Raw genomic sequence first — 21,090 nt, forward strand, 5'->3', positions numbered from 1 at the left:
CACCGATGCCCGCTCCCGCCGGTCCCTCGCGCGCCAGCATGGTCCTGCATCCCAGGGAGTGGCGCCTCGGCACCCGGTTCGCCGTGCTGTTCGCCCTGGTCGCGGCGTTCACCATCGCTCTCGTCGGCACCCTGGCCTACAGCACCGCCGCCGCGCTCATCCGGGCCGACGCCGAGAGCGAGTTCGACGAGGCCGTGCAGAACCTGTCCCGGCAGCTCGTGGTCTCCGCGCAGAACAACCAGGACGCCCCGGACGGCAGCACCTTCACCTTCCTGGCGCCCGGCAGCCTGGACGCGCAGATCCTCACCCCGGACGGCACCTGGGCGCGGCTGATCGCCAACCGGCACGAACTCTCCTCCTTCCACCCCACCTCGGCGGACCTGGAGGTGGCCCGGGCCGCGGGCGCCGGGGTCGTGGACACCAGGGAGACCCAGATCCAGGGCCAGGAGTACCGGGTGGGCACCGTGTCCCTGGGGGAGGGGCGCGGCGCGATCCAGCTCCTGCAACGGCTCTCGCCCGTGGAGCAGATGATCGGGCGGCTGGCCACCCAGATCCTGTGGGTGGGCCTGCTGGTCGCCCTGTGCGCGGCCTCGGTGGGCTGGCTGGCGGGCCACCGCATCACCGGCCGCCTGGTCCGGCTCACCAACGCGGCCGAGTACGTCAGCTCCACCGGACGCCTGGACCCGGTCACCCCGAACCGGAACACCCACGGCGAGCAGGGCGACCCGACTGGAGGGACCGGCGCCCCGGAGGAGCCGGGCAACGACGAGGTGGGACGGCTGAGCACCGCGTTCAACGCCATGCTGGCCCGCCTGGCACGCTCCAAGGACGAACAGCGCCGTCTGGTCCAGGACGCCGCGCACGAGCTGCGGACCCCGCTCACCAGCCTGCACACCAACGTGCAGGTCCTGGGCCGGGTGGACAGGCTCAGCCCGGAGGGGCGCCAACGGCTCATCGACGACCTCCAGGGGGAGACCCGCGAGCTGACCGGGCTGGTCAACGAACTGGTCGGGCTGGCCACCGGCAACCACGAGGACGAGTCCCCGAGCCCGGTCGCGCTCGCCGACGTCGCCAGGCGGGTGGCGGCGCGCAGCCACCGCCGCACGGGCAGGGAGATCCTGGTGGACGCGGACGACAGCGTGGTGTGGGGACGGCCCGGCTCCCTGGAACGGGCCCTGGCCAACCCGGTGGAGAACTCCGCCAAGTTCGACCCCGAGGGGAGCGAGCCGATCGTCATCCGGGTCCGCCAGGGCGTGGTGGAGGTCCTGGACCGCGGTCCGGGCGTGGACCCGGCCGAGATCGGTCACCTCTTCGAGCGCTTCTTCCGGGCCACCGTCGCGCGCGGCCTGCCCGGCTCCGGACTGGGGCTGGCCATGGTCCAGGAGATCGCGCACACGCACGGCGGCCAGGTCTTCGCCCGCAACCGGGAGGGCGGGGGCATGGTGATCGGCCTCCAGCTGCCGCTCCACCGGCCGCCGCAGGACGGCCCACCGCCCGCGGACCCGGGAGGTTCGGGACCTGCGGCCGGACCCGCGGCCGCGCCGCCCGGACCTGCGGCCGCGCCGCCGGGCACGCCGCCAGGGGTTCCGCCAGAGCCCCCGGGACCACCCGCCTAGCCGGTCAGGGGGAAGGCGTCGGGGGCGGCCGCGACGGCCAGCTGGTCGAAGGTGCGGTGCAGCACGGCCCGGCGCTCCTCCCTGAACTCCGGGGAGGGTTCGAGCCCGTCGATGCTCCGCTCCCAGGCCGCCATGTAGACCCGGCGCCAACCGAGCACCACCTCGGGTGCGGGCAGCCGCCCGCCCGAGTAGCCCTCACGCGCCAGGACGTACAACAGCTCCAGGTGGCACGGGACGGCGTCGCCCCAGTAATCGTCGGCCTCCAGCTCGACCGGGTCACCGGCCATCGCCGCGGCGACCTCCCCGACGAGCCGGTCGACGACGGCCGACAGGTGGTCGGCGGCCGTGTCGTTGTCGAGGTTTCCGCTGCCCCAGGTACCCATGGACGTCCTCCCGGTCACGTGTTCCGACTGTGGACATCGAACCAGGCGGCACCGACACTTCCGGGTCGGAGCGGCTCCGGGGCCGGACCCCGGGCCGGTCGGGACTCTCACCAGGGGCGCGCGCCGACCATCGCCTCCCGGTAGATCCGCTCGAAGCGCTCCAGGGAGTCCTCCAGACGGTGCCGGGACGCCATCGACCTGCTGTGCGCGCCCATCCGCTCCCGCGTCGCCTCCTCGTCCAGCACCAGGCGCAGCCGTGCGGCCAGCTCGATCGGGTGGCCCGGCCGGTACAGGTAGCCGTTGCGGCCCTCCTCCACCAGGTGGGGCAGGGCCATGGCGTCGGCGGCCACCACGGGCAGCCCGCTGGCCATGGCCTCCAGGGTGGCGATGCTCTGCAGCTCCGCGGTGCCCGCGATCGTGAACACGTCCGCGCACCGGTACACGTCGGGCAGGTCCCCGTGGGCGACGAACCCGAGGAACACCACCCGTTCGGCCACCCCCTCGGCTCGGGCCAGCTCCTCCAGCCTCTCCCGGTGGGCGCCGTGCCCGGCCAGCACCAGCTGGACGCCGGGCAGGAGCCCCACGGCCCGGACCAGCTCGTCGGCGTTCTTCTCCTCGTCCAGACGGCCCACGAACAGCATGGTCGTGCGGTCGGGGACACCGAGCCGCTCACGCAGGCGCCGCCGTTCGGCCGCCGGGGCCCTCGCGGGCAGCGGCTGGAACCGGGCGAGGTCGATGCCGCAGGAGACGGGCTCCACCGGCCGAGCGAACCCCTGCTCCGTCAGGAGCCCCGCGGCGGCCGGGGTCGGTGTGGTCACGTGCTCGACCTTCGACAGCACGCGGCCCAGGTCCCACCAGGCCAGGCGGGCCGCGTACGGGCGCAGCGGCTCGGGTATGCGCATGGGGTCGAAGAGGTTCTCGGGCATGAAGTGGTTGGTAGCCACCACCGGGATGCCATGGGCGCGCGCGGCGTGGGTGAGGATCCGGCCGACCACGAAGTGGTTCTGGATGTGCACGGTGTCCGGGCGCAGCCGGTCCAGGAGCCGGTTCAGGTGCCCACGGACCCCTGGCGGCAGGGCCAGGCGCACGCTCTCGTGCGCCAGCGACGGCATGGACCGCAGGCGGTGTTCCACCACTCCGTCGCGCTCGGCCACGAAGGGGCGGCCGGTGGGCGAGGGGCCCAGGACGTGCACCTCGGCACCGCGCTCGGCCAGCCCGTGGGCCAGGCGGGCGGTGAAGTAGGCGGCGCCGTTCACGTCGGGCGGGTAGGTGTCGGTGCCGATGAGGACCCGGACGCGGCGCCCCCCGCGACCCTTGTCCGGCGACCGGGGAACGGTGGGGGACTGCGGTACGAAGGACGTGGACATACCGGTTCTCCTGGAGGCGTCGAGCGGCTGGGCCGTGCTCTGGTCCGGTGCGGTGTACGACGAGTGTGGTCCACCGGTATGGACCGTCGCCGACCTCCCGGTGACGCCGAGGCGACCGGCGACGTAGCAGAAGGCGCAGGGAAGAATACTCTCCGTGGTCGCCTCGTGTGTCAAGGCACCGTGTGTCAAGGCACAACGGCCGCGTCCCGGACACCGGTTCGCAAAGCCCCCACCCCGCACAGCGGACGGGGGCGGACCGGCCCCCTGGCCAGTCCGCCCCCGTCCCGGGATCGGAGAAAGAAAAGGAAGACGCCCCCGTCAGTCCTCCTCGATCTCCGAGGCCTCCTCCTCGGCCGCGGCCGCGCTCTGCTCGCCCAGCGTCACCGTGACCTCCTGCTCGGAGCCGCTGCCACCGGGCAGTACGCCCAGGGTGACCTCGTCACCGGGCCGCAGGGCACGGATGAGCGCGATCAGTTGGTCCGGGGAGGAAACGGCCTCCCCGTCCACGGACACGATCACGTCCTCGACCTTCAGGCCCGCCTCCTCGGCGGCCCCGCCCTCGGTCAGCTCCATGATCTGCGCGCCGCCGACCGGGCTGGGCGCGATGGTGGCCTGGATGGCCGGGTAGCTCGCGCTGCCGGTCTCGACCAGCTGCTCGGTGATCGGCCGGACCTGGTTGATGGGGATGGCGAAGCCCAGTCCCACCGAGCCGCTCTCCTGGGAGAGCCCGGCGATCGCGGTGTTGATCCCGATCACCTCACCGGCCATGTTCACCAGCGGGCCGCCGGAGTTGCCGGGGTTGATCGCGGCGTCGGTCTGGATCGCGTTGATCACCGTCGCGGTCTGGCTGCCGCCGCTCTCGGTGGCTCCGGTGTTCACCGGGCGGTTGAGCGCGCTCACCACACCCGTGGTCACCGTGCCGGACAGCCCGAGCGGCGAACCGATCGCCACCACGTCGCCGCCGACACCGACCTGGTCGGAGTCGCCGAGCTTCGCGGGGGTCAGGTCGGTGCGGTCCTGGGCCTGGAGCACGGCGATGTCGGAGACCGGGTCGGCCCCGAGCAGCTCCGCCTCCGCCGAGGTGCCGTCGTTGAACCGCACGAGCAGGGGCCCCTCTCCGGCGGCCTCCACCACGTGCGCGTTGGTCAGGATCTGGCCGTCCGAGGAGATGACGACACCGCTGCCGCCGCCCGCGCTGGTCTGGATGGAGACCACGCTGGGCAGGACCTCGTCGGCGACGTCGCCGACGGCGCCCTCGGTCGCGGTCGTCCCCTGCTCGCCGGTGAGCGAACTGATCGGCGAGCTGCCCCCGCCGGGCATCAGGTAGGCGGTGCCCAGAGCGGCGGCCGGGCCGACGATCAGGCTGGTGACGAGTGCGGTCGCCGCCGCCACGCCCACGATCCGGCCGGTGCCGCGCTTCCTGCGGGCCTCCTGCGGCTGGCCTGGGAAGGGTCCCTGACCGAACTGCGGGTAGTGGGACGGTCCGAACGGACCCGTCTGGTGCGGCCCTTGGGGCTGCGGACCACCTTGCGGGTGCGGACCCTGGGGGTGCGCTCCACCGAAGCCACCCGGCCCCTGCGGGCCTCCGTGACCCCCGGCCATGAAGGCCGCCGTGTGCGGCCCCTGGGGCGGCGGCGCCCCGGGAGGCTGGTGGCCCGCGATCCGCGGACCCTGGGGCGGGCCGAACGGGCCGCCGAAGCCGCCTGGCCGCTCGGGGCCGTCACCGGGCCGCGGGCCCTCCGGCGCGGGACCGGGAGCCGAGCCCGCGTGGCCGTCGGGGCCGGGGAAGACGTAGGAGGCCCGGTCGGTGTCGTTGGGGCCGGTCGCCCAGCCGGGCTCGGATCCCTCGGGCGCGGTGAAGCGTGGCGCGGACGGGCCGGGCTCGCCCGGCTGCTCGTTCGCGGCGTCGTCGGGGAGGGTGCCCTCGAAGGGACGCGCCTCACCGGTCTCGGGCTGGTCCGTGGCACCGGACCCGGTGTGACCGTGCTCGGCGTCGCCGCGCTCGGCTCCAGCACCGGTCTCCGGACCTTCACTCGGGTCGTTCGGGTGCAACTCATCCTCCGGCTGACGGGACGATGTACTGACTTGCTTCATCTTGGGGGGCGTGGGTTAGAACAGGGTGAGAGCCCCATACATCGTGGTTTCGAGTTGGCTCCGGCCCTGGTCGGCGGTGCGCCCCGGTGTGTGTTGCCCTGCGAACACAGGGACTTATGCACCACAATGTCCGAAACGATACCGCGCCCCCGCCTCCAGAACCCGGTACGACAGGGAAGGCCCCACCCGTGATCAAGCTCGTGCTCGCCGACGACGAACACCTCGTGCGCGGAGCGATCGCCGCGCTCCTCGGACTGGAGGACGACCTGGAGGTCGTCGCCGAGGTGGGGCGCGGGGACCAGGTGGTCGACACCGTCCTCGAACACGGGGCCGCCGTCGCCGTCCTGGACATCGAGATGCCGGGCGCCACCGGGCTGGAGGCCGCCGCCGAACTGAAGGAGCGCGCCCCCGACTGCGGGGTGGTCATCCTCACGAGCTTCGGCCGCCCCGGCTACCTGCGCCGCGCCCTGACCTCCGGGGCCCGGGGCTTCCTCGCCAAGGACGCCCCCGTCGAACAGCTCGCCGGGGCCATCCGCAGGGTCCACGAGGGCGGGCGCTACATCGACACCGAACTGGCCGCCGCCGCGATGGTCGGCGGGGAGAGCCCGCTCACCGACCGCGAGTCGGAGGTGCTCCGAGCCGCCGCCGACGGCGCCACCGTCGCCCGCATCGCCAAGGCCCTGCACCTCACCGAGGGCACCGTCCGCAACTACCTGTCCAACGCCATCGGCAAGACGGGCGCGGACAACCGCATGGCCGCCATCCGCACCGCCCAGGACATGGGTTGGCTCTGACCGGCTCGGGACTCCGGCCGATCCGGCGTGCCCGGTCCGGCTCGGGACCGGCGCGACCGGAAGGGTCGTCGGGAACCGACGGGGCCGGGCCGGAAGGCGGCCGGGCTACAGGAAGCGCAGGACGAGCATCGCGGTGTCGTCGGAGTTGCCGCCCGGGGCGTACTCCTCCAGCTCACGGTCGATCCGGCTGATCACGGCCTGCGCGGTGAGCCCGGCGGCGCCGGAGAAGATCTTCATCAGACCCTCGTCACCGAGCATGTCCGAACCGCTGCGGCGCTCGGTGACGCCGTCGGTCACCGCGAGCACCACCTCGCCCGGGCGGATGTCCACGCTCTCCGTGCTGAAGCCCACGTCCTCGAAGGCGCCCAGCAGCGGCTGGGACGTGCCGAACGGCTCGACCTCGCCCTTCTGGTTCAGGCGCAGCGGCAACGGGTGCCCGGCCGAGACCATGCGCACCCGCATCCCGCCGGCCTCGTCCGTGGCCGGGGTCATCTCCCCGTAGAGCATGGTCAGGAACCGGGTCGAGGTGTTCTCGTCGAGGATCGCCAGGTTCAGCCGCTGCATGATGTGCGCCGGGGTGAACCCCTCCCGGGCCAGGGCGCGCAGCGTGTGCCGGGCCAGGCCCGTGACAGCCGCCGCCTCCGGTCCGGTGCCGCACACGTCACCGATGGCGAAGCACCAGCGGCCGCTCGCGGAGAACACGTCGTAGAAGTCCCCGCCCACCTCGCTGCGCTCGTCCGAGGGCCGGTAGTAGACCGCGTGGTCCACACCAGGGATCACGGGTTCCTTGTCCTTGGGCGGCAGCAGACTGCGCTGGAGCGCGGTGCTCATGGCCGTGTGCCGCTCGTGCAGCCGCGCGTTCTCCATCGCCGACGCCACCCTGCGGCTGAGGTCGTCCGCGACGTCGGCCTCCTCGCGGGTGAAGTCGTCCGAATCGTTCTTGCCGATGGTCATCCGGCCGAGCGCGCGCCCGTGGGCCACCAGCGGGATGCTGATCGCCGGACCCCGCGCGATCGCCCCGGTCATCTGCTCGTCCAGACCCTCCTCGGCCAGCTCCTTGTTCGACCACAGCGGGCCAGGCTCACGCTGTTCACGCGGGGGAAGCCCGGTCAGCAGGGAGCGCAGGACGTCGTTGAGGTTCTCGTCCCCGTGGACCACGTGGGTGAGCCGGGAGATCCCGAGCTCGTTGGTGGTGTGGATGGCGCACCAACGGCCCAGCCGGGAGGTGATCAGCTGCGCGGCCAGCGCACCCGTCATCCGCTCGTCCAACGTGCCCGCGAGCAGGTCGCTGGCCTCGGCCAGGAAGCTCAGCGAGGCGCGGCGGCTCAGCTCCACCTCGGCCAGACGGGACCGCTCCACCGGCAGGGCGATCAGGTCCGCGCCCTCCTGGAGCCGCTTGGCCGCGGCCGGACCGAAGTGCCGGGCCCTCGTGGATGCCACGCCGAGCAGACCGGTCACCCGGCCGTCGACGATCAGCGGAGCCGTCACCAGCGAACGCATCCCGGCCCTGGCCAGGGCGCCCCGGGTGGTGCGGGCGATCATCAGGTCGTCGTTGATCACCGGTCCGGGTTCGGGCGCCGCGGACGGGAAGATCTCCTCGGAGCGCACCCGCAGCGGACGCCACGGCGCACCGCCGGTGAGCCCCACCGCCGAACGCACCTCCCACATGGTCTCGTCCGAGGTGGCCAGCGCGACGTAGGCGGCGTCCCCGCTCAGCGCCGTGGTCGAGTACTCCACGGTGCGTTCCAGCAGCTGGGGCAGGGACAGCCGGGAGCCCAGCGCCGAGTCCAGCGCCGACCACGCGGGCGGGCGCACCGGACGGGTCGGGCCCCTGCGCACCGGAGGGGACTCCAACGACGGGTGGTCCCCGGGCCGGTCCTCGATCCGGAACCACACGGCCTTGTCGTTGCGTCCGTAGCTCACGCCCCAGCTGGAGGCGATCGCCGACGCCAGGGCCAGTCCCAGGCCGCCGCTGCGCTCGTCACCGGTGGAGGGAGAGGTGTCCACGGCGAGCGGCCCGGCCTGCGGCACGGCGCGCTCGGGCGCGGAGTCGGTGACCATCACCTCGGTCGAACCCTCCGCGCGGCGCACCGCCACCTCCAGCGCCGAGTCCGCGTGGATGACGGCGTTGGTGACCAGTTCGCTCACCAGCAGGATGATGTCGTCGAAGGGGTCGGGCACGCCCCAGCTGAGCAGGGTGTCGTGCACGAACTCTCGGGCGGCCGCCGCGGTCTCGGGAGCAGGGGGAAACTCTCGTCGTGCGACCTTCAACGCGTCTTGTGCTGCCAAGCCGTCGGTGTCCTTCGTCACTGGGCGCGGGTGTGGGAGGGGTGGCCACTGCCACGATACGCGTGCCGTCCTCCCTGGGAACCCCGAACCACCCCGAACCTCACGCGACCCCGCGCGGGAACGGCTCTCACGGACGGGAACCCGAGGCGGGTCAGCCACGAGCGAAAGGGGAACATGCCCAACACTCCTGTGCGCTTTGGCTCCGCCAGTTAGTGTAAGACGACACATCCGCTTCTTTCGGGTGGTATTCCGCGACGATAACGTGACGGGGTGTCACCAGGGGTGCTCGTGAGGCACGTGCACCTCCGTGTCCCGTGCGTGCGATTCGTACGGGGCCGTTCACCGTGGGCCGATACGCGTTCGGTGGCCGAGAAGACGTGCGGGATTGAGGAGGGGTTCATGCCCGAGGCGGTCACGGAACTGGCCGACGACCAGCTCGACGAGATCCTGAGTGCCCTGTACCGGATGCGTGACGGCGACTTCAGTGTCCGGCTCAGGTCGCGCGGCAGCGGCAAACTCCGCGAGATCACCTCCGTCTTCAACGAGGTGATCGACCACAGCGAGCAGCTCAGTACCGAACTCCAGCGGGTCGGCGACGTCGTGCGCGACGAGGGCAGGCTCAACGAGCGGGTCAACGTCCACCCGGCACGCGGCGCGTGGGGCAACAGCGCCCGCGCCCTCAACGTCCTCCTCGACGAGGTCGCCGAACCCGTCACCGACGTCGCGCGCGTCCTGGACTCGGTCGCCGAGGGCGAACTGAACCGCCGGGCCTCCACCGAGGGCCGCCGGGGCGAGCTCAAGGGCGACCTCCTGCGCCTGGCCAACACCGTGAACCGGATGGCCGACCAGATGAGCGGCTTCACCGAGGAGGTCACCCGGGTCGCCCGCGAGGTGGGCACCGAGGGCAAGCTGGGCGGCAGCGCCCGCGTCGAGGACGTCTCCGGTGCCTGGCGCGAGGTCACCGAGTCGGTCAACCAGATGGCCTCCCGCCTCACCCTCCAGGTCCGTGACATCTCCACCGTCACGACCGCCGTCGCCCGGGGTGATCTCAGCAAGAAGATCACCATCGACGTCCAGGGCGAGATGCTGGAGCTCAAGGACACCTTCAACACGATGGTGGACCAGCTCTCCACGTTCGCCGACGAGGTCACCCGCGTCGCGCGCGAGGTGGGTACCGAGGGCAAGCTGGGCGGCCGCGCCAACGTCCGGGGGGTCCAGGGCATCTGGAAGAACCTCACGGACAACGTGAACTCCATGGCGGACAACCTGACCAACCAGGTCCGCGACATCTCCAAGGTGACCACCGCGGTGGCGCGGGGCGACCTCACCCGCAAGGTCGAGGTGGACGTCCAGGGCGAGATGCTGGCCCTGAAGAACACCGTGAACACCATGGTCGACCAGCTCGACTCCCTGGCCGACGAGGTCACCAGGGTGGCCCGTGAGGTGGGCACCGAGGGCAAGCTGGGCGGTCGCGCCAACGTCAAGGGCGTGTCGGGTATCTGGAAGGACCTGACCGACAACGTCAACTCGATGGCCAACAGCCTCACCTACCAGGTCCGCAACATCTCCCAGGTGACGACGGCGGTCGCCAAGGGCGACCTGAGCAAGAAGATCACCGTCGACGCCCAGGGCGAGATGCTCGACATGAAGGACACCATCAACAAGATGGTGGACCAGCTGTCGACGTTCGCCGACGAGGTCACCAGGGTGGCCCGCGAGGTGGGTACCGAGGGCAAGCTGGCCGGGCAGGCCCATGTGCGGGACGTGTCCGGGGTCTGGAAGGACCTCACGGACAACGTGAACTCCATGGCCAACAACCTGACCTACCAGGTGCGGCAGATCTCCATGGTCACGCGGGCGGTCGCCGCCGGTGACCTGACCAAGAAGGTCACCGTCAACGCCAAGGGCGAGATGCTGGAGCTGAAGGACACCATCAACGTGATGGTGGACCAGCTGTCCGCGTTCGCCGACGAGGTGACCCGTGTGGCCCGTGAGGTGGGTACCGAGGGCAAGCTGGGCGGACGCGCCAGCGTCCGGGGCGTCTCGGGTATCTGGAACGACCTCACCGAGAACGTGAACTCGATGTCGCACAACCTCACCACCCAGGTGCGCAACATCTCCGAGGTCACGACCGCCGTCGCCGCGGGCGACCTCACCAAGAAGATCGACGTCAACGCCCAGGGCGAGATCCTGGAGGTGAAGACGACGGTGAACACGATGGTCGACCAGCTGTCGGCCTTCGCCACCGAGGTCACGCGAGTGGCGCACGAGGTGGGCAGCCAGGGGCAGCTGGGCGGCCAGGCCAAGGTCGAGGGCGTCACCGGCACGTGGAAGCAGCTGACCGACAGCGTGAACGGGCTGGCGGGCAACCTCACCACACAGGTCCGCGCGATCGCCGAGGTCGCCAACGCCGTCGCCAAGGGCGACCTGACCCGCAACATCCAGGTCGACACCCGCGGCGAGATGGAACAGCTCAAGGACAACATCAACCTGATGGTGTCCAACCTGCGCGAGACCACCGCCGACCAGGCCGACGCCGACTGGCTCAAGTCCAACCTGGCCCGCATCTCCGGTCACATCCAGGGCCACCGCGACCTCAACGAGCTCGCCCGCCTGATCATGACCGAGGTGACGCCGCTGATCGGTGCCCAGCACGGAGCCTGCTACCTGCCCGAGGACCAGGACAACGAGGGGGTCTTCCGCCTCTACGCCGGGTTCGGCTTCGACCCGCCCGAGGGGCGCCAGCGCATCCGCAAGGGCATCGGCCTGGCCGGTGAGGCGCTGTCCCAGCAGGTCGAACAGCAGATCTCCAACATCCCGCCCGGTTACGTGCAGGTCGAGTCCGGGCTGGGCGGCGCGCAGCCGCGCAACCTGTACATCCTCCCGATCGTCACCGAGGGGCGCTCGCTCGGCGTGGTCGAGTTCGCGTCCTACGACGAGTTCCGAGAGATCCACAAGAACTTCCTGCGCCAGCTGGTGGCCCTGCTCGGCACCACCATCAACACCATCCTGGCCAACAACCGCACGGAGCACCTGCTCGAACAGTCCCAGCAGCTCACCAGCCAGTTGCGCGAACGCTCCAACGAGCTCCAGCGCCAGCAGGAGGAGCTGCGCGGCAAGAACGCGGAGCTGCGGCAGAAGGCCACACAGCTGGCCAACCAGAACCGCGCGATCGAACTCCAGAACCAGCAGATCCAGCGTTCCCGCAACGCCCTGGAGGAGCGCGCGCACCAGCTCCAGGTCTCGTCCAAGTACAAGTCCGAGTTCCTGGCCAACATGTCGCACGAGCTGCGCACGCCGCTGAACAGCCTGCTGATCCTGGCCCGCCTGCTCGCGGACAACGCCGAGCAGAACCTGTCCGCCAAGCAGGTGGAGTTCGCGCAGACCATCCACAAGGCCGGCAGCGACCTGCTGCTGCTCATCGACGAGATCCTGGACCTGTCCAAGGTGGAGGCGGGCCGCGCCGAGGTGCAGCCCAGCGAGGTCTCCATCGCCCAGCTCGTCGACTACGTGGAGGCCACCTTCCGCCCGGTCACCGGCGAGCAGGGGCTGGCGTTCGCGGTGGACGTCTCACCGGACATCCCGGGCACCCTGTGGACCGACGAGCAGCGCCTCCAGCAGATCCTGCGCAACCTGCTCTCCAACGCGGTGAAGTTCACCCCGCAGGGCGAGGTGCGGCTGCTGATCGAACCCGCCTGGGCGCTGGAGAACGCCGACCTCGACATGTTCGTGGAGAACGAGGAGGTCATCGCGTTCACCGTCGCCGACACCGGGATCGGGATCGCCGAGGACAAGCTCCAGGTGATCTTCGAGGCCTTCCACCAGGGTGACGGCGGCACCTCGCGGCGCTTCGGCGGCACGGGCCTGGGCCTGTCCATCAGCCGGAACTTCGCCCGCCTGCTCGGCGGTGAGATCCGCGTGCAGAGCGTGGCCAACCAGGGGTCGACCTTCACCCTGCTGCTCCCGGTCCGGCTGCCCGACGACGCCGGGGAGAACGCGGACGAGATCACCACCAGCCTGGAGCCGGTGCCCGCGATCGAACCGAGCCGGATCGAGTTCGACTCCCTGCCGGACCTGACCGACGACGAACTCAACATGCCGGACGAGGACTTCGACGCCGTCGTGGCGGCCCTGACCGACTCCGGGGAGACGGTCGAGCCGCTGCCCATGGTGCAGGTGCTCAAGGCGCCCGATCCCGCCGAGGCGGAGTCGAGTGAGAGCTCCCAGGAGACGGTGGAGGCCCGGACCGACCCCGAGCGGCGGGCCGTACTGGCCGGACAGCGGGTGCTGATCGTCGACGACGACGTGCGCAACGTGTTCGCGCTGACCAGTGCCCTCGAAGCCCAGGGGCTGGAGGTCCTCTACGCTGACAACGGGCACACCGGCATCGAGAAGCTGGAGGCCAACGAGGACATCTCCCTCGTCCTGATGGACGTGATGATGCCCGAGCTGGACGGCAACCAGACCACCCAGCGCATCCGCGAGATGCCGCAGTTCGAGGACCTGCCGATCATCTCCCTGACGGCCAAGGCCATGCAGGGCGACCGGGAGCGCAGCCTCGCGGCGGGGGCCACGGACTACGTGACCAAGCCGGTGGACCTGGACCACCTCCTGGACGTGATGCGACGCTGGCTCACGGCGGGCCCGGAGGAGACCAGAGCGGGCGCGGCGGGCGACGACCTCAGGGCCGGTGGAGCGGACGCGACCGAGGCCGGGCACAATGGCGCCACGGGCCACCACGGCCACGGCGAAACCACGGATAACAACGACGCGAGCGGGGACACTGGCAGCACCGGTAGCACCCCGACAGAAGACTCGGAGTAGCCAGCAGTGACTCAGAAGGCCAACATCCTTCTCGTCGACGACCGAGACGAGAACCTGATCGCTTTGGAGGCGGCCCTCACCTCCCTCGACCAGAACCTGGTCAGGGCCAACTCCGGTGAGGAGGCTCTGAAGCACCTTCTGGGCACCGACTTCGCGGTCATCCTGCTCGACGTGATCATGCCGGGCATGGACGGGTACGAGACCGCCGCGCACATCAAGCAGCGCGAGAAGACCAAGGACGTGCCGATCATCTTCCTGACCGCCCAGGAGGTCGATCGGCACCAGGTCTTCCGCGGTTACTCGTCGCGCGCGGTGGACTTCCTGATCAAGCCGTTCGACCCGTGGGTGCTGCGCTCCAAGGTCGAGGTGTTCGTGGAGCTGCACCAGCTCAAGGCGCAGATGCGCGAACAGGCCAGGTCACTCCAGCGGGTCCTCAACCAGGAGACCGGGGAACCCGGCCGGGTCCTGGCCGAGCAGCTGGCCCAGCGTTCGCGCCAGGTCCAGGCCGACCTCGCCTCCCTGCGCGAGCACGTCGTCGACAACTACCAGGAGGCCGACCAGCCGCTGGTGGACGCCGTCCGACGAGTCGACCGCTCCGCCTCCCGGCTGTCCACCCTGGTCGACACCCTGCACGGGCCCCAGTAATTCGGGGCCCTTGCGGGGAACCTTCGGTGTCTGCGGTGTGATGGCTCGTTCCTCGCGATCCCACCTCCACCACCTCCAGAACCCTCTCCGGCGTCTCACCTTTTTTGGGCCTCCGCTTCGCTTTGGCCCGGGTTCGGCGCCTTTGCAGAGGAACCTTCGGCGTCTGCGGTGTGATGGCTCGTTCCTCGCGATCCCACCTCCACCACCTCCAGAACCCTCTCCGGCGCCGAACCAAGCACCCCCCTTGGGGTGAGCGCGTAGAGGCTGGACTCACGCCTGTGGCTGAGGTGAGCCTGCGGGTTGCCGCCTGCGGCTGGGGCGGTCGGGCCTTCGGCCGCACGGGCGCCCATGGCGGCTGAGACCCCCGATCGAGCATCCGGCTCTGCCCTGCGGGAGTTGCCTGTACACCTGAGCCACGGTCGGGAAAGCCGATCCACCGCGTCTGCCACGCCAGCAAGCCGCCAGCGAGGAACGAGCCAGGCGTGGACGAGGACACTGTGTCCCGAAACCCGAATCCTCTCCAAGGCGCCGAACACGGGCCGAAGCGAAGCGGAGGCCCTGGAAGGACGCGGAGGCCCGAATATCAGGGACGGGGTGGGAGGGCCAGGCCGATGTGCTCGCCGATCTCCTCGATCAGTCCGAGGTCGGCCAGCCGGAAGCTGCCCCGGTTGCTGCGGCGGATCAGGGTGAGTGCGCCACGCACCCCCCGACTGCCCCTCAGCGGCACGGACAGCAGCGAACCCGCGCCGAGGACGGACAGGAGCGGGGCCCCGACCCGCGAGTGCCCCAGGACCGTCTCGTCCTCGATCAGGGGGAACAACAGGGACTGGCCCCGTCCCAGCACCTCGCCTGGGATGTCCGAGTCACCCGGCGTGAGTGAGGCGACCTCCTCCCGCTGTCCCTCGGGAGCGTCGGCGGGGCCGACCACGGTCGCGCGGCGGGCCGCCCTGGGGCCCTCGGGCAGGTCGCAGACGTCGATGATCACCCAGTCCGCGTAGGAGTCGGCCAGGAGGTCGGCCGCGTCGGTCAGGGCCAGGTCCCTGGTCGGGGTGGTGCCGCGCAGCAGCAGCCGGGTCATCCGGGTGAGCACGTCCAGGCGTCGAGCGGCCAACACGACCACCTGGTCCTCCACCTCGGACTCCAGCGGGGCCGGGCCCTCCTCCTCCGAGCCGCTCATGGGCGGCGACATCGCCACCAGCACCAGCGGCTGCGCCTCGGTGGGCAGCTGCAGGCGGGTGAGGGTCAGGTGCACGTCCTCCGCCCAGCCGCGCTGGGCCAGGCGCGACTCCAGGTGCGCCGGGCCGTCTCCGCGCAGGACCGCAGCCAACCACGACTGCATCGCGGCGCGTTTGCGCAGGTCCACGAAGTGCGTGAAGGGTTTGCCGGTGAGGTAGCCGGGGGCGCTGCCCAGCTGGGTGGCCCCGGCGCCGTTGATCCTTCGGACGTAGCCGTCGTGGTCGAGCAGGACCACGGGCACGCTGAGTTCGTTGAACACCGCGCGCAGCAGTGCGCGGTCGCCGTCCTCGGCGGGTCTGCGGGGTTCGGGCGGTTCGCTGTGCGCGCGGGCCAGCTCCGACCCGGCGGTCCCGAGCAGGCGCTCGGCGTACTCCAGTTCGGCCAGGGCCGCCTCCGCGGTGCCCTGGGCGTCGTCCGGGTACATGGCGTGCGTATTGCGCAGGGCAACTATCCGCTCACTCAGAGCGGCGATCTCGCGTTGCAGATCGGCGAGGTTCTCCGACACGCTCAGGGTCTCCCGGTCATCGTCGAGGGCGTCCCGCCAGCCACGGGCCTGACACCGTTGACCCGCGGCCGGGTCGGGCGACCGTCCGGTCGAGGGTCTCCCGAAGGTTACCTTTGGAGCGGGGACCCGGGAATCGTCGGAGGAGGTTCGGACAGTGTGGATCGAACGCCTCGCCCGTGACATCGGAGCGTTGGGGCAGGCCGAGCACACCACCCTCCAACGTGCCCTGGACCAGATGAGCAGGGCCGCCGCCCTCGGGGTCCCGGGCTGCTCGGCCGCGCTGGTGGTGGTCTGGCGCGAGGTGGTGGGACAGGACGGCTCCATCCGCCACGTGGTCACCGACTACGGCGCCTCGCACTCCGACCTCGCCGAGGCCCTGGAACACCAGTACACGACCGACCAGGGCCCCACCGTGGAGGCCGTCCGCGAGATGACCCAGGTCCGCGTCGCGGACGTGCTCCGCGAGAACCGCTGGCCCCGGTACACGAGCATGGCCGTGCAGTGCGGCGACCGCTCCTCCGTCACCCAGCCGAGCAAACTCACCGGCGACGGCGACGAGGACCGCATCCTCACCTTCGGCGTGCACTCCGGCCGCGCCGACGCCTTCGACGAGGTGGTCGTCACCCAGCTCACGGCGCTGCTGGCCGAACACGCCGCGATGGCCCTGAACACCGCCGACCGCCAGGCCGACGCCGCCCGCGAGTCCGCCCACATGCGCCGCGCGATGTCCGCGCGCACGGTGATCGACCAGGCCAAGGGCATCATCATGCACGCCCGGGGCTGTGACGCCGACACCGCCTTCGCCGCGCTTCGGGAGGTGGCGCAGCGTAACCGGAAGAAGGTCGTGGACGTGGCCCGGGATCTGGTCGCGGAGAACACCGGGCCGCAGCGGTCGCGCCGTCCGAGGCCAGACGGGCGCTGAGACGGCGGCTTCGCCTACTGGTCGAGGTCACTCCGAGTCCAGAGCGTGACCGTGAGCCGTCATGATGAGGGTTCGGGGCCGTCGCGGTACGCGGTGGCGGTCGGTCCGCCCGGGGGAGCGTCGAGCTCCGCTCGGCGCACGTGAACGACAAGGAGAACCGAGCGTGACGTCAGACATCTCGATCCGCCGCGAGGATGGCGTCGTCATCGTGACACCCGTGGGGGAGATGGACGCCGTCACCTCACCCGCCCTCGCGGAGGCCCTCGACGAGGTGCTGTCCGCGCCCCTGCCCGTCGGAGTGGTGGTCGACCTCGCCAAGGTGGGCTTCTGCGACTCCCGCTGCATCGGGGTGCTGGTCTCGGCCTTCCGCCAGGCCCGCGACCTCGGCCTGGGCCTCGTCGTCACCGAACCGCAGCCGCAGGTGAACCGCCTCTTCGTGATAGCGGGCATCGACCAGGTCATCCCGATCGACGCGAGCACGGACAACGCCGTGGACACGCTCAAGGCGTGAGCTCGACCCCCCGGCCGCACCCCGCCCGGGCACCGACCGAACCGCCCTCATGGTCGACACGTGTCTGATCGACGAAGTGCAGCCGGGTCAGCGACCCCTCACCGCTGCCGCAGATCTCCAGGAAGTCACAGGTCTGCCGGGTGATCCACAGCCCGTAACCGCGTGATCGGAGGGTGTCGGCCGGGCGGTAGCCCGCCAGCGGATCAGTGAGGTCGCCGTGTTCGTCGAGCACATCGCACACCCACCGGTCCCGCGCACGCCACAGGTGGACGCTGCCCTTGCCCGCGCCGTGTTCGAGCACGTTCGCCGCGAGTTCGTTCACCGCCACGACCATGCTGTCCACCCGCGCCCGGGGCAGGCCGACCGCGCCCGCCAGCGCCGCCAGCTCCTCGCGCAGACGGGGGAGCGACTGCCCGATCTCCAGCCGGTGCACCGGCCCCCTCACGGCGAGCGGCTCCGGCGCCAGGGGGCGGCGGCCGAAGGTCTCGGTCCCCAGGTAGGCGGGGTTGGGTCGCGGACCCGCCTCGTCCACCAGCGTCGGGTGGGTGGCGCGGATCGCGGCGCGCACGCCCGGCCCCAGGGGGCGCTCGTCGTGCACGCACAGCATGCGCATGCGCATCGGCGCCAACGCTGTGCTCAACACCGACTCCAGCCGGTGCCACTCGCGCAGCTCCATCGTCGGCCCGTCCGCCAGTGACGCCAGGGGAGGCTCGGCCACCACGCTCACCGGCCCCGGCCCGTGGAGGAGGGCCAGCCGGTGCAGGGCGGCCAGAGTGCGCCCAGGGGCCTCGTAGAGGTCGTCCCTCCCGATGACGTTCACCCTGTCACGCTCGTGCCGGTCCAGCTCGTTCAGGAGCGGTCCGGGGTCGGCGACGGAGAGCACGACGTGGGCGTCGGCGCGGACGGAGGACCGCAGCCGCTCCAACGCCACATCGTGGAACCGTCTCTCACGGCGGAACAGGAGTCCCTGGTGTTCGAACGTCATCGGTGTGGGCGGACCGTTCAGTTGGCGGAGCCGGACAGGAGGAGGTCCGCCTCATCCTCCTCGATCTCGTCGCGCGCGGCCAGATGCGGACGCGAACGTTCGTAGGCGAGCTCGGTCTCGATGGCGATGCGCTGCCACGTGAACCGGGAGCGGGCCCGGTCCACGGCGGCGATCCCGTAGGCGGTGCTCATCGTCGGGGTACCCAGGACGGCGCGAACCGAACGGGCCACCTCGTCGGGGCGGCCGAAACGCATCAGGACGCCGCTGGTGCGGTGCAGGACCGCGCCGGGGACAGCGCCGGTGGCGGTGGCCACCACGGGCAGCCCGCAGGCCATGGCTTCCAGGACCGCGCCGCCGTAGGGGTCATAGGAAGCCGCGGAGACGAAGACGTCGGCCGAACGCAGCAGACGCGGGAGCTCCTTGCGCTCCACCGGACCGGTCAGGTGCACGCGGTCGTCCACGCCCAGCTCCTTGGAGAGCAGCTCGATGCTCCGGGCGTTCTCGTCCAGGGCCACGTCCCGGTCCTCGGCCGTGGACACCAGCACCAGCTCGGCCTCGGGCAGGCGCACCATCGCCTCCACGAGGCGCCGGGCGCCGCCCGCCTCGGTCAGGGGGGTCACGGAGACCAGCCGGGCGCGCTCCTCGCGGCGGGCGTGCCACGGCTCGGCCGAGGCGCTGCCCTCCACGCTGAAGTGGTCCGGGTCCACGCCGAACGGCACGACGCTCACGTGGTGGCGCGGCACGCGCAGGCGGGCCAGCTCCCCCTGCTGGTCGGTGGAGTTGACCAGGACGTGGTCGGCGCGGGAGGCGAGGATCGTCTCCATGCGGGCGCGGTCGGGCCGCTCGGGCAGACCGGAGCGCTGCTCGCTGGCGTTGAGCGAGTGGAAGGTCTGGACGATCGGGGTCCCGCTCTGGTCCTTCTCGCTGTGTGCCTGGGCGTGCAGGGCGGCCAGACCGCTGGTCCAGCCGATGGCGTGCAGGACGTCGGGCACGTCCTCGTCCAAGACGGCGGCGAGCGCGGTCCCGAAGGCCCCGGTGTGCTCGGCGTGCTCCTCCTCGGCGAGCGGGCGGGCGGGCCCGGCGTCCAGGTAGGCGACGGAGACGCCGCGCGCCATGCGGGTGCGGCCGTCGGGCTGGGCGGGGTCGCTGCGGCGGACGTAGACGGTCACCCGGTGCCCGCGCTTGGCGAGCTGGCGGGACAGGGCACACACGTGCAGGCTCGCGGGGCAGGCCGGCTCGCCCCGGTGGGCGGGGAGGGGATTGGCGTGTTCGGCGACCATGGCGATCTTCACTGGGCTTCGGACTCCTTGGACACCGCCGTGGTGTCCGTCGTGGATGGGCCCGGCGGGACTCCGGAGCGGGGAGTCGGAATCCTGCCGGGCGGGGCTTGCGCGGTGGTCCCGCACCGGCGGCCGCGGTGGCGCCGGGCCGCTCGGGCACGGGAGCGGGGCGGACGGGTTCAGGAAGACGCGCGTCCGGGACCGGGGTCCGGTGGAGGGGGATGGCGGGCAGCGCTGAGGACCGCGCGCACGCGGTGCGCACGGACGGTGGAGACCGGAGAGGAGAGAGGAAGGGAAGGACGCATGAGACCACACCAAACGACCGTCGAAAGGGAGTTCGAGCCACCGGGGCACCCGAGGAAGTCAGGGCACCGCACAGGGCGGTCGTGTGTGTCTGCGTCTTAGACACCCAACGGGACCATTCTGCCAGACCCTCAGGGAACCGACAACGTGGCATCGATCCCCTTCAGGGCGCCGCGGGAGCGGGCGCACCCCTGTCCGGCGCCTCCGGGCCGTTGTCGCGCGGGGCCTCTGGTCTGCGGGTTGTCCGAACCTGGCGGTGGGCCCTGTCGGGCGGTCCCCGGCACCGCTACTGTCGGACCCGAACCGAACGACGGCACCACACACGTCCCAGGATCAACCGCGACCACACTTTTGGCGGCGAAAACCGGTGCGGGAACTGCATATCCGGGTGTTTTCCGCCATGATGTACGCGGATTTTGACCGACTCCGGCGGTGGCTCGGTACGGTTACTGAATCCAGACGATGTACGGGACTCGACCAAGGCCCGGCGCCAGGCGCCGGGCAACCGGCCACGGCCGATGAAACGGGAGGAAGGGCGTATGGGTGTCGCTGGTGGGGAAGTCATTGTCACGGCCCTCACGCACCGGGGCGCTATTCGCCCCGCCAACGAGGACTCCGTGGTCATGGGTGCTCTCACCGTCGCCAGCGCGAACATGACCTCCCCGGTCCGCTGCGTGCTGCCGGTGAGCGAACCGGTCATCCTCGCGGTCGCGGACGGGATCGGCGGCCAGGCCGCCGGTGAGATCGCCTCCGAACACGCGGTGCACCGCATGGCCGAGATGGGGCCGCGCCTGAACGGCGCCGAGGAGATCGCCCAGCTCCTCACCAACATCGACGAGGAGATCAAGGACCACGCGCTCCAGCACACCGAGTTCTCCGGCATGGGGACCACGGTCGCGGGCGTGCTGCTCAACAGTGACGGCAACTTCTGGTTCAACGTGGGCGACTCCCGCACCTACCGCCTCGAGGGCCGTCACCTGCGCCAGCTCTCCGAGGACGACTCCCCGGCCCTGCCCCCCTCCGAGGACGGCCGCCCCGTCACCACCAACTTCATCACCCAGTCCCTGGGCGGCAGCTCCGGCGGCTCGATGGTCCCCCACGTGGGACGCGACGACGCCGCCGACCCCAGCGCCTGGCTCATGTGCAGCGACGGCCTGTCGGACCTGGTGCTGCCCGAGGAGATGGAACGGATGATCGCGGAGGCCGGCAGCGACGAGGCCGCCGTACACGCCCTCTGGCAGGCCGCCATGGAAGCCGGCGGCAAGGACAACATCAGCATCCTGCTGGCCCGCAGAAGGTAGCCGGCGCTCGAACACGGAAGGGGCCCGCACGCGTC

Annotated in this window: 14 protein-coding genes; 7 read left to right on the plus strand and 7 right to left on the minus strand. The window is 71.3% G+C overall.

Annotated elements, in window-relative coordinates; translation table 11 throughout:
• Nucleotides 1-5: 5 nt before the first annotated feature.
• Nucleotides 6-1,616: an ATP-binding protein gene (locus KBX21_RS18165; RefSeq protein WP_374225733.1), complete on the plus strand. Its 1,611-nt coding sequence runs from the start codon at nt 6-8 to the stop codon at nt 1,614-1,616.
• Here the strand turns inward: KBX21_RS18165 and KBX21_RS18170 are convergent.
• The 3 genes from KBX21_RS18170 to KBX21_RS18180 form a co-directional block, all read right to left on the minus strand.
• The gene (locus KBX21_RS18170; protein WP_210842615.1) at nt 1,613-1,999 is read right to left on the minus strand and encodes a DUF4259 domain-containing protein; all 387 of its coding nucleotides are present in this window, start codon (nt 1,997-1,999) and stop codon (nt 1,613-1,615) included. The genes KBX21_RS18165 and KBX21_RS18170 overlap by 4 nt on opposite strands.
• A 107-nt stretch (nt 2,000-2,106) precedes the next feature.
• On the minus strand, nt 2,107-3,366 hold the full coding sequence (locus KBX21_RS18175) for a glycosyltransferase (RefSeq protein ID WP_049569303.1): 1,260 nt from the start codon (nt 3,364-3,366) through the stop codon (nt 2,107-2,109).
• Nucleotides 3,367-3,684: 318 nt separating this feature from the next.
• Complete coding sequence (locus KBX21_RS18180; protein ID WP_210842616.1) at nt 3,685-5,418, minus strand: trypsin-like peptidase domain-containing protein; 1,734 nt, start codon at nt 5,416-5,418, stop codon at nt 3,685-3,687.
• A gap of 230 nt (nt 5,419-5,648) precedes the next feature.
• Between KBX21_RS18180 and KBX21_RS18185 the strand changes: the two genes are divergently transcribed.
• Complete coding sequence (locus KBX21_RS18185; protein ID WP_049569308.1) at nt 5,649-6,254, plus strand: response regulator transcription factor; 606 nt, start codon at nt 5,649-5,651, stop codon at nt 6,252-6,254.
• Between the two features lie 105 nt (nt 6,255-6,359).
• Here KBX21_RS18185 and KBX21_RS18190 read toward each other — a convergent pair whose 3' ends face one another.
• Entirely contained in the window at nt 6,360-8,525 is a 2,166-nt protein-coding gene (locus tag KBX21_RS18190) for a SpoIIE family protein phosphatase (protein WP_049569314.1), read from the minus strand.
• A gap of 417 nt (nt 8,526-8,942) precedes the next feature.
• On the opposite strand from KBX21_RS18190, the gene KBX21_RS18195 reads away from it, so the two are divergent.
• Entirely contained in the window at nt 8,943-13,367 is a 4,425-nt protein-coding gene (locus KBX21_RS18195; RefSeq protein WP_210842617.1) for a HAMP domain-containing protein, read from the plus strand.
• Nucleotides 13,368-13,373: 6 nt separating this feature from the next.
• The gene (locus KBX21_RS18200) at nt 13,374-14,012 is read left to right on the plus strand and encodes a two-component system response regulator (protein ID WP_049569320.1); all 639 of its coding nucleotides are present in this window, start codon (nt 13,374-13,376) and stop codon (nt 14,010-14,012) included.
• A gap of 583 nt (nt 14,013-14,595) precedes the next feature.
• Here the strand turns inward: KBX21_RS18200 and KBX21_RS18205 are convergent.
• Entirely contained in the window at nt 14,596-15,753 is a 1,158-nt protein-coding gene (locus KBX21_RS18205) for a PAS domain-containing protein (protein WP_210842618.1), read from the minus strand.
• A gap of 154 nt (nt 15,754-15,907) precedes the next feature.
• Between KBX21_RS18205 and KBX21_RS18210 the strand changes: the two genes are divergently transcribed.
• Together KBX21_RS18210 and KBX21_RS18215 are read left to right on the plus strand one after the other, a co-directional pair.
• Nucleotides 15,908-16,675 carry an ANTAR domain-containing response regulator gene (locus KBX21_RS18210; RefSeq protein WP_049569324.1) on the plus strand — a complete coding sequence of 256 codons (768 nt, stop codon included), beginning with the start codon at nt 15,908-15,910 and terminating at the stop codon, nt 16,673-16,675.
• A gap of 163 nt (nt 16,676-16,838) precedes the next feature.
• Nucleotides 16,839-17,186: an STAS domain-containing protein gene (locus KBX21_RS18215; protein WP_049569326.1), complete on the plus strand. Its 348-nt coding sequence runs from the start codon at nt 16,839-16,841 to the stop codon at nt 17,184-17,186.
• Here the strand turns inward: KBX21_RS18215 and KBX21_RS18220 are convergent.
• The gene (locus KBX21_RS18220; protein WP_049569329.1) at nt 17,176-18,171 is read right to left on the minus strand and encodes an anti-sigma factor RsbA family regulatory protein; all 996 of its coding nucleotides are present in this window, start codon (nt 18,169-18,171) and stop codon (nt 17,176-17,178) included. The genes KBX21_RS18215 and KBX21_RS18220 overlap by 11 nt on opposite strands.
• A 17-nt stretch (nt 18,172-18,188) precedes the next feature.
• Nucleotides 18,189-19,463: a glycosyltransferase gene (locus KBX21_RS18225; protein ID WP_049569332.1), complete on the minus strand. Its 1,275-nt coding sequence runs from the start codon at nt 19,461-19,463 to the stop codon at nt 18,189-18,191.
• Nucleotides 19,464-20,293: 830 nt separating this feature from the next.
• Between KBX21_RS18225 and KBX21_RS18230 the strand changes: the two genes are divergently transcribed.
• Nucleotides 20,294-21,055: a PP2C family serine/threonine-protein phosphatase gene (locus KBX21_RS18230; RefSeq protein ID WP_049569333.1), complete on the plus strand. Its 762-nt coding sequence runs from the start codon at nt 20,294-20,296 to the stop codon at nt 21,053-21,055.
• Nucleotides 21,056-21,090: the final 35 nt, after the last annotated feature.

The organism is Nocardiopsis sp. B62 (assembly GCF_018070675.1).
GTDB classification, from domain to species: Bacteria; Actinomycetota; Actinomycetes; order Streptosporangiales; family Streptosporangiaceae; genus Nocardiopsis; species Nocardiopsis prasina.

What these genes read in the sequence shown, in the direction of transcription:
- KBX21_RS18165 (WP_374225733.1), top strand. Translation starts at nt 6, where the DNA reads ATGCCCGCTCCCGCCGGTCCCTCGCGCGCCAGCATGGTCCTGCATCCC.
- KBX21_RS18170 (WP_210842615.1), bottom strand. Translation starts at nt 1,999, where the DNA reads ATGGGTACCTGGGGCAGCGGAAACCTCGACAACGACACGGCCGCCGAC.
- KBX21_RS18175 (WP_049569303.1), bottom strand. Translation starts at nt 3,366, where the DNA reads ATGTCCACGTCCTTCGTACCGCAGTCCCCCACCGTTCCCCGGTCGCCG.
- KBX21_RS18195 (WP_210842617.1), top strand. Translation starts at nt 8,943, where the DNA reads ATGCCCGAGGCGGTCACGGAACTGGCCGACGACCAGCTCGACGAGATC.
- KBX21_RS18220 (WP_049569329.1), bottom strand. Translation starts at nt 18,171, where the DNA reads ATGACGTTCGAACACCAGGGACTCCTGTTCCGCCGTGAGAGACGGTTC.
- KBX21_RS18230 (WP_049569333.1), top strand. Translation starts at nt 20,294, where the DNA reads ATGGGTGTCGCTGGTGGGGAAGTCATTGTCACGGCCCTCACGCACCGG.